Here is a 15422-nt window from a genome sequence, read left to right as displayed (position 1 = left end):
TAGGCCGACGGTGTGACAGTTTCTCCGGTGTCAGGCCGTGACGTCGACGAAGTGCTCGACCCGGGGCGGTGCGGCGAAGTGCGGGCCGATCAGCTCCCGCCACCGGACGAACCGTTCGGTGGCGCGGAAGTTCTCCTCGTGCGCCTCGACCGAGTCCCACTCGACCAGCAGCACGAAGCGGGACGGGGACTCGACGCCCCGGGTCATCCGTACCGAACGGCAGCCGGGGGTGTCGGCGAGCACCTTGTGCCCATCCGCGTACGCGGCGGCGAAGGCATCCTCGTTGCCAGGAACCACGTCGATGAGCGCGACCTCAAGCACCATGCCCCGTAGCCTGCCATGCCGTGGCCGGCCAGACCCCGGCACGGTAGCTGTTCCCACCGTCGGCACCGGCCCTTAGGGTGGCCGACGGGAGGGAGCGGCGATGATCGACTGGCTCACCGGGACGGCGTTCACCGTGGCCGGTGCCGGCATCACCTGGGCGGAGCTGCTGGGCTTCGGCACCGGGGTGCTCAATGTCTGGCTGGTGGCCCGACAGCGGATCGCGAACTGGCCCGTCGGCATCGCCAACGTGCTGCTGTTGATGCTGCTGTTCTGGACTGCCGGGCTCTACGCCGACGCCGGCCTGCAACTCGTGTACGTCGGTCTGGGCCTGTACGGGTGGTGGCACTGGCTGTTCGGCGGCGAGCAACGCAGCCGGCTGACGGTCAGCCGCACCAGCCGCCGCGAGTGGCTGGCGCTGGTCGCCGCCGGGACGGTGCTGACCGGTGCCATCTGGGCGTTGTTGAACCGGGCCACCGACTCCACCGTGCCGCTGCCGGACGCGTTGACCACGGCGCTGTCCCTGCTGGCCACGTACGGCCAGACCCGCAAGCGGGTGGAGAGTTGGTGGATCTGGATCACCGCGGATCTGATCTACATCCCGCTCTACCTCTACAAGGGCCTGTATCTCACCGCCGGGCTCTATCTGATCTTCCTGGGCCTGTGCGTGCTGGGGCTGCGGGCATGGCGCGCCGACCTGCGCCAGCGCGCCACTGCGACGCCGGTACCGCCCGGCGCGCTGCCGGCCACGGCATGACCGCCCGCGGGGCGGAGTTCCGGCACGGCCTGGTGGTGGGCAAGTTCTATCCGCCGCACGCCGGGCACCACGCGCTGGTCCGGGCCGCCGCCGCCCGCTGCGCCCGGGTCACCGTGGTGGTGGCGCCGTCGCGGCGGGAGTCGATCCCGCTGGCCGACCGGGTGGCGTGGCTGCGCGAGGAGCACGCGGACACGCCGTGGGTGCGGGTCGTCGGCCGGTACGACGACCATCCGGTCGACTACGCGGACCCGGCCGTCTGGGACGCCCACTGTGCCGTGTTCCGCGAGGCGATCGGCCCGGATCCGGTGGACGCGGTCTTCTCCTCCGAGGCGTACGGCGGGGAACTCGCGCGGCGGTTCGGGGCCGTACCCGTGTGTGTGGATCTGGAGCGGCGGGCCGTGCCGGTTTCCGGTACCGCCGTGCGGGCGGACCCGGTGCGGTACTGGCGGTGGCTCGGGCCGGCGGTGCGGGCGTGGTTCGTCCGGCGGGTGGTGGTGGTCGGCGCGGAGTCCACCGGCACCACCACGATGGCCGCCGCCCTCGCCGAGCACTACGGCACCCGCTGGGTGCCCGAGTACGGCCGCGAGTGGACCGTGCGGAAGCTGGACCGGCTGCGCGAGGCCCGGCCGGCGGCGACGATCTTCGACGTCAGCTGGGACCGGGCGGACTTCGTCGAGGTGGTCCGTGGGCAGCAGGCCGCCGAGGACGCGGCGGCCCGGCACAGCGGGCCGCTGCTGTTCTGTGACACCGACACCCGGGCCACCGCGGTGTGGGAGGAGCGGTACCTCGGCTCTGCCTCGCCGGAGGTGCGGGCGGCGGCCCGGCGGCTGGCGCTGTACCTGTTGACCGACCACGCCGGGGTGCCGTTCGAGGACGACGGGCTGCGCGACGGGGTGCACCTGCGAGCCTGGATGACCGACCGGTTCCGGACCGAACTGGCCGGTCAGGGAGTGCCGGTGGTCGAGCTGTCCGGGTCGTACGAGCGGCGGTTGGCTCGGGCGGTGGCCGCCTGCGACGCATTGATGGCGGCGGGGTGGTCGCTCGCGGACCCGCTGATCGATCCCACCGCGCCGAGGCCGTCCACCTAGCCTCCTAGGAAACTTAGCGAAGGTGGCGGCCGTCTTGGCGTCACCGGCGTATCGCCCGCTGTCGCCGAGGCGTACGGTGTGCCGGTTGCTGGGTGCCTGCCGGAGGAATGAGACTGTGAACGTGTCCGGACTGGTGTGGGCGGTTACGCTCGTCGCCCTGACCGTGGTGCTCCTGGCGGACCTGCTCATCATCGGGCGCCGTCCGCACGAGCCGAGCGTGCGGGAGTCGAGCCTCTGGGTCACCTTCTACGTGGGGTTGGCCCTGCTCTTCGGCGCCGGGCTCTGGCTCACCGCCGGGGCGAGCGTGGCGGGGCAGTTCTACACCGGCTGGCTGACCGAGTACAGCCTCTCCGTGGACAACCTCTTCGTCTTTCTGATCATCATGGCCCGCTTCTCGGTGCCGCGGCAGTATCAGCAGAAGGTGCTGCTCATCGGCATCGTGCTCGCGCTGGTCATGCGCGGTGGGTTCATCGCCGCCGGCGCGGCGCTGATCTCGCAGTTCAGCTGGGTCTTCTACCTCTTCGGCACCTTCCTGATCTACACCGCGGTCAACCTGGCCCGGCAGGGCGACTCGGCCGGGGAGGAGTTCAAGGAGAACGTGCTCATCCGGTGGAGCAGGCGGGCGCTGCCGATCTCCCGGGGCTACGATGGCGCCCGGCTGACCGTCCGGGAGGGCGGTCGGCGGATGTTCACCCCGATGCTCGTCGTCATGATCGCGATCGGCACGACCGATCTGATCTTCGCCCTCGACTCCATCCCGGCGATCTTCGGCATCACGCACGAGCCGTACCTGGTCTTCACCGCCAACGTCTTCGCGCTGATGGGGCTGCGACAGCTGTACTTCCTGCTGGGCGGTCTGCTGGACCGGCTGATCTACCTGAGCTACGGCCTGGCGGTGGTGCTCGGCTTCATCGGGGTCAAGCTGATCCTGGAGGCGTTGGCGGAGAACAACCTGCCGTTCGTCAACCACGGTGTGCCGGTCGGTTGGGCGCCGCACATCCCGATCTGGTTGTCCCTGTCGGTCGTCCTGGGCACGCTGGCCGTGGCGACCGCGGCCAGCCTGATCAAGTCGTCCCGGGACCGTCGCCGCGAACTGACCGAGGTGCGCTGAGGGCGCTGGGCGTTCCTCAGATCCGGTGGCCGCCGACCAGGGTGGCGGTGCGCTCGGCCGGCAGCCGTTCCGCCAGCACCCGCCGGTGCCGGTGGCAGGCGTGCAGCATGCGCCGCTCGTCGGGCAGCCGGGGAGGGGCGGTGACGATGCCGATGTGATGGATCCGGCCCCCGGGCCGGGCGAAGCTGTACAGGTCTCCGGGACGCTCCGCGCCCAGTTCCAGCGGATGGGCGGCGGTGGCCTGGTCGTCGGCGTCGCGGGGCACGGTGACTCCGAGCCGCCGCCAGACCAGGTGCACCAGGCCCGAGCAGTCGATCCCGTACGCGGACAGGCCGCCCCACAGGTAGCCGACGTCGACCAGCCGCGTCGCCACGGTCAGCACCTCTTCGGCGGTGGGCGGCGTGGTCGGCACGGGTGCCAGGTGTGCGGCCGGCAGCCACAGCGGCTCGGCGCGCCCGGGGGTGTGCACCGGGCACCAACCGTGGACCGACGGGCCCGCCGGGGCCAGCCGGGTGCCCAGGACGACCCCGGACAGGATGACCTGGCCGCCCGGAGTGGCGTAGAGGGCGGTGACCGTGGCGTCGACGACGAGTTGCGGCGTGGCTTCGGTGCCCGGCGTGGCCGGGGCCAGTTGCGCCACCGGCAGCCAGCCCGGGTAGCCGCGCGGGTCGAGCCGGGCGGCCGGCTGTTCGACCGCCACCACGTGCGCCCAGCCGTCCGGGCGGAGCTCGGTGACCAGCACCCGCTCGCCGAGTAGAAGCTGGCTCAGCACGCCGCCGCTGACCTGCTGGTCGGCGTCCAGGCCGGCGACCCACGCCCCGACGTCGGCGGGTGCGCCGAGCGCCGGGGCGTCGACCGGTCGGACCGCGTTGGGGGACCGCCACAGGGTGGCGATGGCGACCCCGACCACCGCTTCCGCACCCTGCTGCACGCCCACCCCCGGCCGGTTACCCCCATCTTCTCCGGACCCTATGGAACTTTCCGCCGTCTATCAATCCTCAGTCTGCATCTTTACTTCGGGAAGATCGAGGTGATGCCGAGACCGGGGGAGTCCGGCAGGACGACGCTCGCGGCGTCGTACCGGATGCCGCCCGCGACCGGCGAACGGGCCAGCCACCAGGCCGCGTCGAGGTCGGCGACGGCGGTGCCGGGGTGAGCGGCGGCCAGGCTGGCCGCGGCGCCGATGCCCACCTGGCTCTCCATCATCGAGCCGACCACGGTGCCCACGCCGTGCGCGGCGGCCACCTCCAACAGGGTCCGCGCGGTGGACAGCCCACCGCACTTGGCCAGCTTCACGTTGACCAGGTCGGCTGCCCGGCGGCGGATCATCTCCACCAGGTCACGCAGGTCGAAGACCGACTCGTCGGCGAGGATCGGGGTCTGCACCCGGTCGCTGACCCAGGCCAGCCCGTCCAGGTCCCGCCGGTCGACCGGCTGCTCGACCAGCTCGACGTCGAGCCCGGCGTCCTCGATGCCGCGGATCACCCGGACCGCCTCGCGTGGGGTCCAGCCCTGGTTGGCGTCCAGCCGGATGCGTGCCCCGCCGCCGACCGCGGCGCGGACCGCGCGGACCCGGTCCAGGTCGCCGGCGGCGTCGGTGCCGACCTTCACCTTGAGTACGCCGAAACCCTCGGCTTGGCGACGGCGGGCCGCCGCCGCGACCTCGGTCGCGTCGCCGGCGGCGAGGGTGATGTCCGTGGGCACCCGCAGGCGGGTGCCGCCGAGCAGCCGGACCAGCGGTACGCCGAGGCGTCGGGCGGCCAGATCGTGCAGGGCGACATCGACGGCGCACCGGGCGGCCTCGTTGCCGGCGACCGCCCGCCGCACCTCGGCGCAGCGGGCCGTCAGGTCGTCCGGGTCCCGGCCGGTCAGCGTCGGGGCGAGCAGTTCGCGTACGCACGCCTCGGCCCCGGCCACGGAGGCCCCGGTCACCTGCCAGACCTGCGGGGCCTCGCCGAAACCGGAGCGACCGTCGGCGTCGACCACCTCCACCACCAGGGTGTCCACCGTGGTCGCCCGGCGCAGTGCGGTGACGAACGGGGTGTGTAAGGGGGCGGTGAGGCGATGGGTGCGTACCGCGGCGATCGTCATGTGCGGCAATCTATAGGCGCGGCAACGGCAGGGGGAGATGCGATGAGCGAGCGTCAGCGAGCGAATCATCAGCGCCGGGAAAGTGCCGGCACGGAGCGCAGCGGAGTGCTGGCATGAGCGAGCGTGAGTGGCAGCTCGTGGGTGCGCCGAACGCGCGGGACCTGGGTGGAATGATCGGTGCTCAGGGGCGCCGGGTGCGGGCCGGACGGCTGATCCGTACCCCCGCGTTGGGTCGGCTGATCGACGAGGATCTGCCCGTGCTGGCCAAGCTGGGCCCGGCCTGTGTGGTGGACCTGCGGGCCCACTCGGAGGTGTCGGTGGCCCCGCCGGACCGGCTGCCCGGCGAGCCGCGGTTGGTGCACCTGCCGGTGCACGACCCGGCGCATCCGGTCTTCACCTACGTCTCGGCGGTGCTGCTCGGCCACGACCTGGGCGCGTACGCGGAGCTGGCGCGGCAGGGCACGCCTGCGGCGATGGCGGCGATCTACCGCTGGTTCGTCACCGGGGACTCGGCCCTGGAGGGGTTCGCCACGGCGGTGCGGTTGGCGGCCGACGGGAGCAACCTGCCGCTGGTCTACCACTGCTCGGCGGGCAAGGATCGCACCGGCTGGCTGACTGTGGTGCTGCTGCACGCGCTGGGCGTGGACGAGGCCGCGATCCGGGCCGACTACCTGGCCAACAATCCGCTGACCGCGAGCCTGCGCGAGGTGCTCATCGAGGCGATGCGGCGACATCACCCCGGGCTGGACGAGGCGGCGGTCCGGCCGGTGCTGGAGGTCCGCCCGGAGTACCTCGACGCCGGGTACGCGGAGGTGCGGCGGGTGCACGGGTCGTTCGGGGCGTACCTGCGCGACGGGCTGGGGGTCACCGACCGGTTGGTGGCGGCGTTGCGGGCGAACCTGCTGGAGTGAGGTCGTGGCGGGCCTGCCAGACCCGGGCGGAGATGTCGGCCGCCAACCGGCGCGCGTCGGCGTCGGCCCGGCCACTGGGCTGGCCGTCGGCGAGCGGGATGGTGGTGCACACGACGAGCAGGTACGGGTCGGCGTCGTCGGGGAAGACCACCGCCGCGCCGTGCCGCACGCCGCGTACCCAGCCGTTCTTGTGCGCGAGGCGGACGCCGGCGGGCAGCCCCTCGGCGACGTCCTGGCGGATCTGTTGGGCGCAGAGCACGTCGAGCATCGCGGCGCAGCCGGCCGGTGTGGCGATCGGTCCGGGGCGGCTGGCGCCGGTGGCGACGGCGCCGAGCAGGGCGGCCAGGTCGCCGGCGGTGACCAGGTTGGTGATGCCCGCCTCGCGGGCGGCGAAGTCCTCGATGCCCCGTCCGGTGACGCTGTGCCGGGCGCCGGCCCGGGCCCAGACCTCGGCCACGGCGGGCAGACCGACGTGTTCGATGACCAGGTTGGTGGCGAGGTTGCTGGATCGCACGATCATCCGTTCGGCGAGCCAGCGCAGCGGGGCGCGGCCCCCGAGCCGGTCCCACACGGCGGCGTCGTTGTCCTCCTGACGGGTGCAGGAGAACGGGGGCGCGTCCGGCCGGGCCGAGGTGAACCGGTTCCGGATCTCGACCGGGGCGTCCGGGTCGAGGCGGCCCGCCTCGGCGGCGCGGTGCAGCGCGGCGAGCACGGCCAGTTTCATCGTGCTCGCCGCGTAGTGGGTGACCTCGACGTGCCGGGTCCAGGCGGGCGGGGCGGCGAGCCGCCCCGCGTACACCGAGACCGTGCCGGACTCCCGGTCCAGCCGCGCGTCGAGGTCGTCCCAGCCCATCCGGTGGGTCAGCCGGCGTGCTTGCGGCGGGCGGCGGTACGGGCCCGCTGGGTCTGGTCGAGCACGACCTTGCGGATGCGTACGGCGGCCGGGGTGACCTCGACGCACTCGTCCTCGCGGCAGAACTCCAGCGCCTGCTCCAGGGACAGCTTCCGCGGCGGGATCAGCTTCTCCGTCTCGTCGGCGGTGGAGGAGCGCATGTTGGTGAGCTTCTTCTCCTTGGTGATGTTCACGTCCATGTCGTCGGAGCGGGAGTTCTCCCCGACGATCATGCCCTCGTACACCTCGGTGCCGGGCTCGATGAAGAGCTGGCCGCGCTCCTGGAGGTTGGTCATCGCGAACGCGGTGACCGCGCCGGACCGGTCGGCGACCAGCGAACCGTTGTTGCGGGTCCGCAGCTCGCCGAACCACGGCTCGTACGACTCGAAGACGTGGTGCAGGATGCCGGTGCCCCGGGTCTCGGTGAGGAACTCGGTGCGGAAGCCGATCAGGCCGCGGGCCGGGACCAGCCACTCCATCCGGATCCAGCCGGTGCCGTGGTTGACCAGCTGCTCCATCCGGCCCTTGCGGGTGGCCAGCAGCTGGGTGATCGCGCCGAGGTACTCGTCCGGCGCGTCGATGGTGAGTCGCTCCACCGGCTCGCAGGTCCTGCCGTCGATCTCCCGGGTGACCACCTGCGGCTTGCCGACCGTGAGTTCGAACTGCTCGCGGCGCATCTGCTCGACCAGGATGGCCAGCGCCAGCTCACCGCGGCCCTGCACCTCCCAGGCGTCCGGACGCTCGGTGGGCAGCACCCGCAGCGAGACGTTGCCGACGAGCTCCTTGTCCAGGCGGTCCTTGACCATCCGGGCGGTGACCTTGGCGCCCTTGACCCGGCCGACCAGCGGCGAGTTGTTGGTGCCGATGGTCATCGAGATGGCCGGCTCGTCGACGGTGATCAGCGGCAGCGGGACGGGTTGCTCCGCGTCGGCGAGCGTCTCGCCGATCATGATCTCGGGGATGCCCGCGACGGCGATGATGTCGCCCGGCCCGGCCGAGTCGGCGGGCTTGCGCTCCAGGCCCTCGGTCATCAGCAGCTCGGAGATGCGGACCCGCTGGGTGCTGCCGTCGGTGCGGCACCAGGCCACCGTCTGGCCCTTGGCGATGGTGCCCTGGCGGACCCGGCACAGCGCGAGCCGGCCGAGGAACGGGGAGGCGTCGAGGTTGGTGACGTGCGCCTGGAGCGGGGCCTGCTCGTCGTACGCGGGCGGCGGGATGGTGTCCAGCAGGGTGCGGAACAGCGGCTCCAGGCTGTTGCTGTCGTCCGGCACCGATCCGTCGGCCGGCTGGGTCAGCGAGGCGATGCCGTCGCGGGCGCAGGCGTACACGATCGGGAAGTCGATCTGCTCCTCGTCGGCGTCGAGGTCGAGGAAGAGCTCGTAGGTGTCGTCGACGACCTCCTTGATCCGGGCGTCGGGACGGTCCACCTTGTTGATCACCAGGATGATCGGCATCCGGGCCTTGAGGGCCTTGCGGAGCACGAACCGGGTCTGCGGCAGGGGGCCCTCGCTGGCGTCGACCAGCAGTACGACCCCGTCGACCATGGTCAGGCCGCGCTCGACCTCACCGCCGAAGTCGGCGTGGCCGGGGGTGTCGATGATGTTGATGGTGACCGGGTCGGAGCCGTCCGCCGGCAGGTAGCGCACGCCGGTGTTCTTGGCCAGGATGGTGATGCCCTTCTCCCGCTCGAGGTCCATCGAGTCCATCACCCGCTCGGTCACCTCGCCCCGGGCGCCGTAGGCGCCGGCCTGCCGCAACATGGCGTCGACCAGGGTGGTCTTGCCGTGGTCGACGTGAGCGATGATGGCGACGTTGCGGAGGTCGGTGCGAAGCTGCATGGGATCCATCCTCCCGCCTCCGCGGTTGCCGCGTGGCGTCGGGGTCATCCCGGGTGGTGAAGCTCGCCACCGAGACCGCTGTCACACTTGCAGGGCAGTCTGGCTTGGGTGATCCGGGGGCGCCATGCACGATCTGCTGAACTCGGTGCAGAGCCTGCCGCCAGGGCTGATCTACCTGGTGGCGGCGCTGGTCGTCGCCGCCGAGACCGCACTGATCATCGGGCTGGTGGCGCCCGGGGAGGCCACCCTGCTGCTGGTGGGTTTCCTCACCTACACCGGGACGTTGCGGCTCGGTCCGGCGTTGCTGCTGATGATTCTGGCAGCTGTGGCGGGGGACGCGGTGGCGTTCCGCTCCGGCCGGCGTTACGGGCTGCGGCTGCGGGCCAGCCGGTGGGGTGCCCGGGTGGGAGCGCACCGGTGGGCCCGGGCCGACGCGATGCTCGCTCGGATGGGCGGTCGGGGTGTGTTGACCGCCCGCTGGGTCGCGTTCGCCCGCACGCTGGTGCCCCGGCTCGCCGGGGCGGCGGGGATGCCGTACCGCCGGTTCGCGCCGTGGAACCTGGCCGGAGTGGTCAGTTGGGTGGGCGGTTCGGTGCTGGTCGGGCACCTGGCGGGCGAGTCATACGACACCGTGTCCCGCCTGTTGGGCCGAGCGACCGGGGCCGTGCTGGTGCTGGTGGCGGCGCTGGTGGCGGTGGTGCTGGCCGGCCGGTGGCTGGGGCGTAATCCCGACCCGGTGCGGGCGCTGGCGGCACGGGCCGGGCGACTGCCGCCGGTGCGCTGGCTGTCGGCCCGGTACGGGCTGCTGTTCTTCCTGCTCAGCCTGCGGCTGGGGTCGGCCTGGGCGTTGCTGGCGAACCTGGCGGCCGGGGTGCTGCTGCTGTTCGTGGTCGGGCTGGCCATCGCCTGGACGATGCGGGCGGTGGTCCGGCACAGCGGGCTCGCCCTGGTCGACGGAGCGATCGCGAGCTGGTTCGCGCTGCGGCGTACGCCCGACGCGGTGGAGGCGACGCAGGCCGCGGTGTCGGTGCTGCGCGGCTCGTCGTTGATCGTGGTGGTGGGGGTGGTGGCCGTGGTGCAGGCCTGGCGGCACCGGCCCTGGCGCGCCGACCTGCTCAGCGTGGTCGGCACGATCGGCGCGTTCGTGCCGCTGGTGGTGCTGGCGTTGGTGGCCGACCTGACCGGCGGTGGCCGGATGGTGCTGTTCTCCACCCAGAACGCGGTGGTGACCGCGAGCCTGTGCACGCTGGCCTGGCTGCTGTCCCGGGGGGCCCGGTGGCCGGTCGCGGTGGCTGCCTGGACCACCGCCGCGGTCGGCGTGATCGGTGTCGGCGGGGCGCGGCTCTACCTGGGGATGAGCACCGCCAGCGGTACGGTCGGCGCGGTGCTGCTGGGAGCGGCGTGGACCGCGGTGTTCATGGTCGCCTGGGCCACCCGGGACCGGGCCGTGGCGGCCGGCGGACCGCCGGCGGCGGGGTGAGACGGGCCCCGCGGTGCGGTGTGCGGGGGCCCCGCGCCACGGTCGACAGCTGTTAGGGTCGGCGGGTTCGTCAGTGCCGAAGGGGGTCGACATGGGACGGATCGCTACAAAATTGGGCATCACGCTCGCTGCCGGGCTGCTGCTCGTGACGGCGGGCGGATGCGCCAGAGTGGACGCCCCGGCTGGGGAGGTGCCCGCCCCGGTCGCGCTGCCCGAGGAGCTGGCCGAGTCGACGGCGGCGGAGCCCGCCGAGTCGGACGATCCGGGCCAGCCGAGCGCCACCCCGGCCGCAGTCGAATCGATGGGCGCCGCGCCGCGTGCCAGCGCCAGTGCGTCGCCGTCCCCGTCGGCGTCGGCGAAGCCGAGCCCGAAACCCAAGCGCACCTCCACCGCACCGCGGGCGGTGCCGAAGCCGCCGACGGAGACCAAGGTCCCGCCGCCGCCGCCGAAGCCGGCGCCGTCCAGCTGCAAGCCGAGCTACAAGGGCGAGCAGGCCAGCCGGGCGCAGGTCAAGGCCGCGCTGACCGACGCGGCCGGACGGGTCTACTGGCCGACCTCGGCACCGGACATCCGCATCCCGTTGAACCTGGTCAAGGCCACCGCGTGGCAGGAGAGCGGCTGGCAGTCCAACATCGTCGCCTGCGACGGTGGCATCGGCCTGATGCAGGTGATGCCGGACACCGGGACCTGGATGAACCAGCGGTTCGGGCAGAGCTACGACGTGTGGGACCACCGAGACAACGCCTACCTCGGCGGCACCTACCTGGCCTGGCTCACCAAGTACATCGGCGACATGTACTTCGACTCCGACTACCGGCTCGACGCCAGCCTGTGCACCTCCGGCGAGCTGAACTCCTGCCTGCTCAACGCGGTCATCGCGGCGTACAACTACGGCCACGGCGCGGTCGCTCGGGAGGGGCAGCCGCTGGCCATCCCCAACCCGAGCTACGTACGCAACGTTCGTGCGCTGATGACGGAGTGCGTCTGCCTGGGCTACTGATCGGTCGTGACCCGGCCGGGCCACCAGAACCGTTCCCCGAGCAGGAACGCCAGGGCCGGGACGACGACCGTGCGGACGAGCAGGGTGTCCAGCAGGACGCCGAGGCAGACGATGATTCCGATCTGGGTCAGCGTGATCAGTGGCAGCACGCCGAGGACGGCGAAGACCGCGGCGAGCACGATGCCGGCGCTGGTGATGACGCCGCCGGTCACCCGCAGCGCGGAGAGCATGCCGTCCCGGGTGCCGGCGGTACGCGCGTCCTCGCGGGCCCGGGTGACCAGGAAGATGTTGTAGTCCACGCCGAGCGCGACGAGGAAGACGAAGGCCAGCAACGGCACCCCGCTGTCGAGCGCCGGGAAGCCGAGCACATGGTCGAAGAGCAGCCAGGCGCCGCCGAGGCTGGCGAAGTACGACGCGACGACGGTGAGGACCAGCAGCACCGGGGCGAGCAGGCCGCGTAGCAGCAGGACCAGGACGGCGCCGACGAGCAGCAGGATGAGCGGCAGGATGAGCCGCAGGTCCCGGGCGTCGGCCGAAGCCTGGTCGTACGTGCCGGCGACGGTGCCACCGACGACGGCACCGGGCAACTCGTCGATCCCGTCCGGGGCGGGCGGGGCGGAGCCCGGTACGGCGGCGACGGCCGCTCGCAGCGCCTCGACGGCCCGGTCGGAGGCGGCGGTTCCGGGCTCGGCGTCGAGGACGACGTCGACCTGGGCGACGGTGGCTCCGGCCGGGCCGGGGCGCGCGGAGGCGACCCCGGGCACGCCGGTGGCGGCCGCGGTGACAGCCGGTACGGCGTCGGGCGTGGTCAGCACCGCGATCGGCTGGGTGGTGCCGGCGGGGAAGGCTCGGGCGAGGGTCTGCGCCCCGGCCACCGCCTCCGGCTGCACCCGGAACTGCTCGGTCTCCGACAGGCCGGTGCGGATGCCCAGGCCGCCGATGGCGAGACCGGCCAGCAGCAGGGTGGCCAGCGCCGCGACGGGCGCCGGGCGGCGGACCACGGCGGCGCCGAGCCGGCCCCAGATCCGGCCCTCCCGGCCGGCGCTGCCGACCGTCGGGACGAACGGCCAGAACAGGCCGCGCCCGCAGATCACCAACGCGGCGGGCAGGACGAGCAGGGCCGAGGCCATGGCGAGCAGGATGCCGGTGGCGCAGGCCACGGCGAGGGCCCGGTTCAGCTCCTGCTCGCTCAGCAGCAGCGTGAGGACCCCGAGCATGACGGTGCCGCCGCTGGCGAGGATCGGCTCGGCGGTGCGGCGCAGCGCGGCGCGCATGGCAGCGAAGCGGTCCGGTTCGCGGCGGAGTTCCTCGCGGTAGCGGGCGATGAGCAGCAGGGCGTAGTTGGTGGCGGCGCCGAAGACGAGGACGCTGGCGATGCCGGTGACGGCGCCGCCGGCGAAGTTGATGCCGACCGCCGGGATGATCGTGTCGAGGGCGCGCAGGGTGACCTGTTCGGTGGCGGCCACGATGGCGAGCGGCACCAGCCACAGCAGTGGGCTGCGGTAGGTGACGAGCAGCAGCAGCGCGACGACGGTGGCGGTGACGGCGAGCAGGGTGATGTCGGCGCCCTCGAAGACCTTGGTGAGGTCGGTGGTGAAGGCGGGCGCGCCGGTGACCTCGACGGTGAGGTCCGCGGGCAGCGCCGTCAGTTCCGCGCGGAGCCGGGTCACGCTGCCGGCGACCGCGTCCTGACCGCCGGTGGCGGACAGCGGTACGGCGATCAGGGCCACCGTGCCGTCGGGGGAGAGCTGTGGTGGGGCGACCCGACCGCCGGCGGCGAGCCGACCCAGGGCGGCGGTGCCGGTGCTGACCGCGTTGCGGTCGGCGTCGGTGAGCGGCGCGCCGTCGGCGCGGCTGAACACCACGACGGCCGGCTGGACGTCGCTGCCGGGCAGCTCGTCCTGGAGCCGCTCGACCTGGGTGGACTGCCACCGTTCGGACAGGCCGGTGGCGGACACCGGTGCGGGGTTGTCGGGGACGGGTAGCCCGAAGACGAGCGCAGCGCCGACGATCGCCACGACGACGGTGAGCCACGCGGCCCGGCGGCTGCGGGCGACCCGGCTGAAGACGGACATTCCGGCGGCCCCGATCCGGTCTCTCGACCCAAGATTCCTCGACGTTCGAGAGTTTCGCTCATCGAGAGAGATGGCGCAACCGCTCTGCTTCGGCGAGAATCTCGGCCCCGAAGTGATCGGGGTCTGCTCGGTTATGCTGCGACCCGGAGCCCTCGGGAGGAAGCGACGGGACGTGGCAGCTCACGGGATGTACCGGCGACGGGACACGCGCCGGGAACTGCTGGTCGCGGAGATCACGGCCGAGCTGCGGCGCTACTGCGGGGATGCCCAGCACGTCGGCCACGCGTTCGCCGGGCAGCACGGCCTCAACGCCACCGACCTGCAGGCGCTGATCGCGGTGATGGACGCCGAACTGGCCGGCGAGCCACTCACCCCCGGGCGGCTCGGTGAGCAGCTCGACCTCTCCTCCGGTTCGGTCACCGCCCTGATCGACCGGCTGGAGCGGGCCGGGCACATCCGGCGCGACCGCGACACCACCGACCGGCGCAAGATCCTGCTGCACTACGCCGACCGGGGCGCCGCCCTGGCCACCGACTTCTTCCGACCGCTGGGCGAGCGCACCGACCAGGTGATGGCCGGCTTCCGCGACGACGAGCTGGAGGTGGTGTACCGGTTCATGACGGCGATGAGCACGTCGATCCGGGAGCACCGGGACGCGGTCCGCTCCGCCCGCGTCGAGCCCCGGCGCCGGGCGGGCTGAGGCCCCGGTGCTGGATCGGCTGACATCCCGGCTCGCCACCGTCGCGCTGCGGCTGCCCACGGCGCGGGTCCGCAGGATCGCCGTCACCCGGGACATCCCGCTGCGGGTCCGCGACGGGGTGACCCTGCGTACCGACCACTACGCCCCGGACCTGGCGGGCGCGCCCACCGTGCTGATCCGGACCCCGTACGGCCGGGGCGGGCCGATGCGGCTGCTCTGCCGGCTCGCGGCCGAGCAGGGATTCCACGTGGTCATCCAGTCGTGCCGGGGCACCGGCGGCTCGGGCGGGTCGTTCGACCCGTTCGTGCACGAGCGCGACGACGGGCTGGACACCCTCGACTGGCTGCGCCGGCAGCCTTGGTGGGGCGGCGCGTTCGGCATGTTCGGCGCCAGCTACCAGGGCTTCGTGCAGTGGGCCCTGGCGGCCGACGCGGGCGACGAGCTGCGGGCGATGGTCGCCGTGGCCACCGCCTCGGCCACCCGGGACTCCACCTACGCGGGGGAGTCGTTCGCCCTGGACACGGTGCTGACCTGGACGGAGCTGCTGCAGGCACAGACCGTGCCGTGGCTGGCCCGGCAGTGGGAACTCAAACGGGGGCAGCCCCGGCTGGCCGCCGCGCTGTCCCACCTGCCGCTGATCGAGGCGGACCGGGTCGCCACCGGGGTGACCGTGCCGTTCTTTCAGGAGTGGCTGCGCCACCACACCCCGCGGGCCGACTACTGGCGCAGCCGGGTCTTCGACGAGCGGCTGCACCTGGTCCAAGCCCCGGTCGCGATGGTCAGCGGCTGGCACGACATCTTCCTGCCGGCCCAGCTGCGCGACTACGCGGCGCTGCGGGCCACCGGCGCCCGGCCGCGGCTGACCGTCGGGCCGTGGACCCACGGCAGCCCCGGGCTATTCGTGGCCGCCCTGCGGGAAGGGCTCCGATGGCTCGACACGCACCTCGGCACCGACGCCACCGACCGCGTCCACCCGGCCGACCACGCCGACCGTGCCGGCGACGCCGACCACGCCGACCGTGCCGGCGACGCCGACCACGCCGACCGTGCCGGCGACGACGGCGCCGCCGGCAGTGGGAGGGTGCGCGAGGCCCCGGTGCGAGTGCACGTCGGTGGCGCCGGTGGCGGCTGGCGCGACCTGCCCGACTGGCCCCCGCC

Annotated in this window: 14 protein-coding genes; 8 read left to right on the top strand and 6 right to left on the bottom strand. The window is 73.1% G+C overall.

The window, feature by feature from the left end:
* Positions 1-30: 30 nt before the first annotated feature.
* A complete protein-coding gene (locus C1I95_RS07715; RefSeq protein ID WP_111213084.1) occupies positions 31-324 on the bottom strand; it encodes an antibiotic biosynthesis monooxygenase family protein in 294 nt (97 codons plus the stop codon).
* A 100-nt stretch (positions 325-424) separates the two neighbouring features.
* Between C1I95_RS07715 and pnuC the strand changes: the two genes are divergently transcribed.
* From pnuC to C1I95_RS07700, 3 genes are all read left to right on the top strand, one after another.
* On the top strand, positions 425-1078 hold the full coding sequence (pnuC, locus tag C1I95_RS07710; protein ID WP_111213083.1) for a nicotinamide riboside transporter PnuC: 654 nt from the start codon (positions 425-427) through the stop codon (positions 1076-1078).
* The gene (locus C1I95_RS07705) at positions 1075-2166 is read left to right on the top strand and encodes an AAA family ATPase (RefSeq protein ID WP_111213082.1); all 1092 of its coding nucleotides are present in this window, start codon (positions 1075-1077) and stop codon (positions 2164-2166) included. The genes pnuC and C1I95_RS07705 overlap by 4 nt, the downstream gene beginning before the upstream one ends.
* A 115-nt stretch (positions 2167-2281) precedes the next feature.
* Entirely contained in the window at positions 2282-3277 is a 996-nt protein-coding gene (locus C1I95_RS07700) for a TerC family protein (protein WP_111213081.1), read from the top strand.
* Positions 3278-3293: 16 nt separating this feature from the next.
* Here the strand turns inward: C1I95_RS07700 and C1I95_RS07695 are convergent, their stop codons facing one another.
* Entirely contained in the window at positions 3294-4214 is a 921-nt protein-coding gene (locus C1I95_RS07695; protein ID WP_111213080.1) for a C40 family peptidase, read from the bottom strand.
* Positions 4215-4288: 74 nt separating this feature from the next.
* Positions 4289-5368 (bottom strand): mandelate racemase/muconate lactonizing enzyme family protein, encoded by a 1080-nt coding sequence (locus tag C1I95_RS07690; protein ID WP_111213079.1) that lies wholly within the window; start codon positions 5366-5368, stop codon positions 4289-4291.
* A 113-nt stretch (positions 5369-5481) separates the two neighbouring features.
* Between C1I95_RS07690 and C1I95_RS07685 the strand changes: the two genes are divergently transcribed.
* Positions 5482-6279, top strand: coding sequence for a tyrosine-protein phosphatase (locus tag C1I95_RS07685; RefSeq protein ID WP_111213078.1), 798 nt, complete (start codon positions 5482-5484; stop codon positions 6277-6279).
* Here the strand turns inward: C1I95_RS07685 and C1I95_RS07680 are convergent.
* Both C1I95_RS07680 and typA read right to left on the bottom strand, forming a co-directional pair.
* A complete protein-coding gene (locus C1I95_RS07680; RefSeq protein WP_111213077.1) occupies positions 6233-7132 on the bottom strand; it encodes a serine hydrolase in 900 nt (299 codons plus the stop codon). The two genes, C1I95_RS07685 and C1I95_RS07680, sit on opposite strands and share 47 nt — an antisense overlap.
* An 8-nt stretch (positions 7133-7140) precedes the next feature.
* The gene (typA, locus tag C1I95_RS07675) at positions 7141-9009 is read right to left on the bottom strand and encodes a translational GTPase TypA (protein ID WP_111213104.1); all 1869 of its coding nucleotides are present in this window, start codon (positions 9007-9009) and stop codon (positions 7141-7143) included.
* Positions 9010-9133: 124 nt separating this feature from the next.
* Here typA and C1I95_RS07670 point away from each other — a divergent pair, with 124 nt between their 5' ends.
* Both C1I95_RS07670 and C1I95_RS07665 read left to right on the top strand, forming a co-directional pair.
* Entirely contained in the window at positions 9134-10489 is a 1356-nt protein-coding gene (locus tag C1I95_RS07670) for a DedA family protein (protein ID WP_111213076.1), read from the top strand.
* Positions 10490-10580: 91 nt separating this feature from the next.
* Positions 10581-11489: a lytic transglycosylase domain-containing protein gene (locus C1I95_RS07665; protein ID WP_233513419.1), complete on the top strand. Its 909-nt coding sequence runs from the start codon at positions 10581-10583 to the stop codon at positions 11487-11489.
* Here the strand turns inward: C1I95_RS07665 and C1I95_RS07660 are convergent.
* Positions 11483-13564 carry an MMPL family transporter gene (locus C1I95_RS07660; RefSeq protein WP_111213075.1) on the bottom strand — a complete coding sequence of 694 codons (2082 nt, stop codon included), beginning with the start codon at positions 13562-13564 and terminating at the stop codon, positions 11483-11485. The two genes, C1I95_RS07665 and C1I95_RS07660, sit on opposite strands and share 7 nt — an antisense overlap.
* A 187-nt stretch (positions 13565-13751) precedes the next feature.
* Here C1I95_RS07660 and C1I95_RS07655 point away from each other — a divergent pair, with 187 nt between their 5' ends.
* Positions 13752-14264: a MarR family winged helix-turn-helix transcriptional regulator gene (locus tag C1I95_RS07655; protein ID WP_111213074.1), complete on the top strand. Its 513-nt coding sequence runs from the start codon at positions 13752-13754 to the stop codon at positions 14262-14264.
* 7 nt (positions 14265-14271) lie between these two features.
* Positions 14272-15422, top strand: a 1151-nt coding sequence (locus C1I95_RS07650) for a CocE/NonD family hydrolase (protein WP_233513418.1), incomplete at its 3' end; no start/stop codon positions are given.

Origin of the sequence: Micromonospora craterilacus (assembly GCF_003236315.1) — a bacterium.
Lineage (GTDB): Bacteria > Actinomycetota > Actinomycetes > Mycobacteriales > Micromonosporaceae > Micromonospora > Micromonospora craterilacus.
This window is presented reverse-complemented; position numbering and strand designations above follow the sequence as displayed.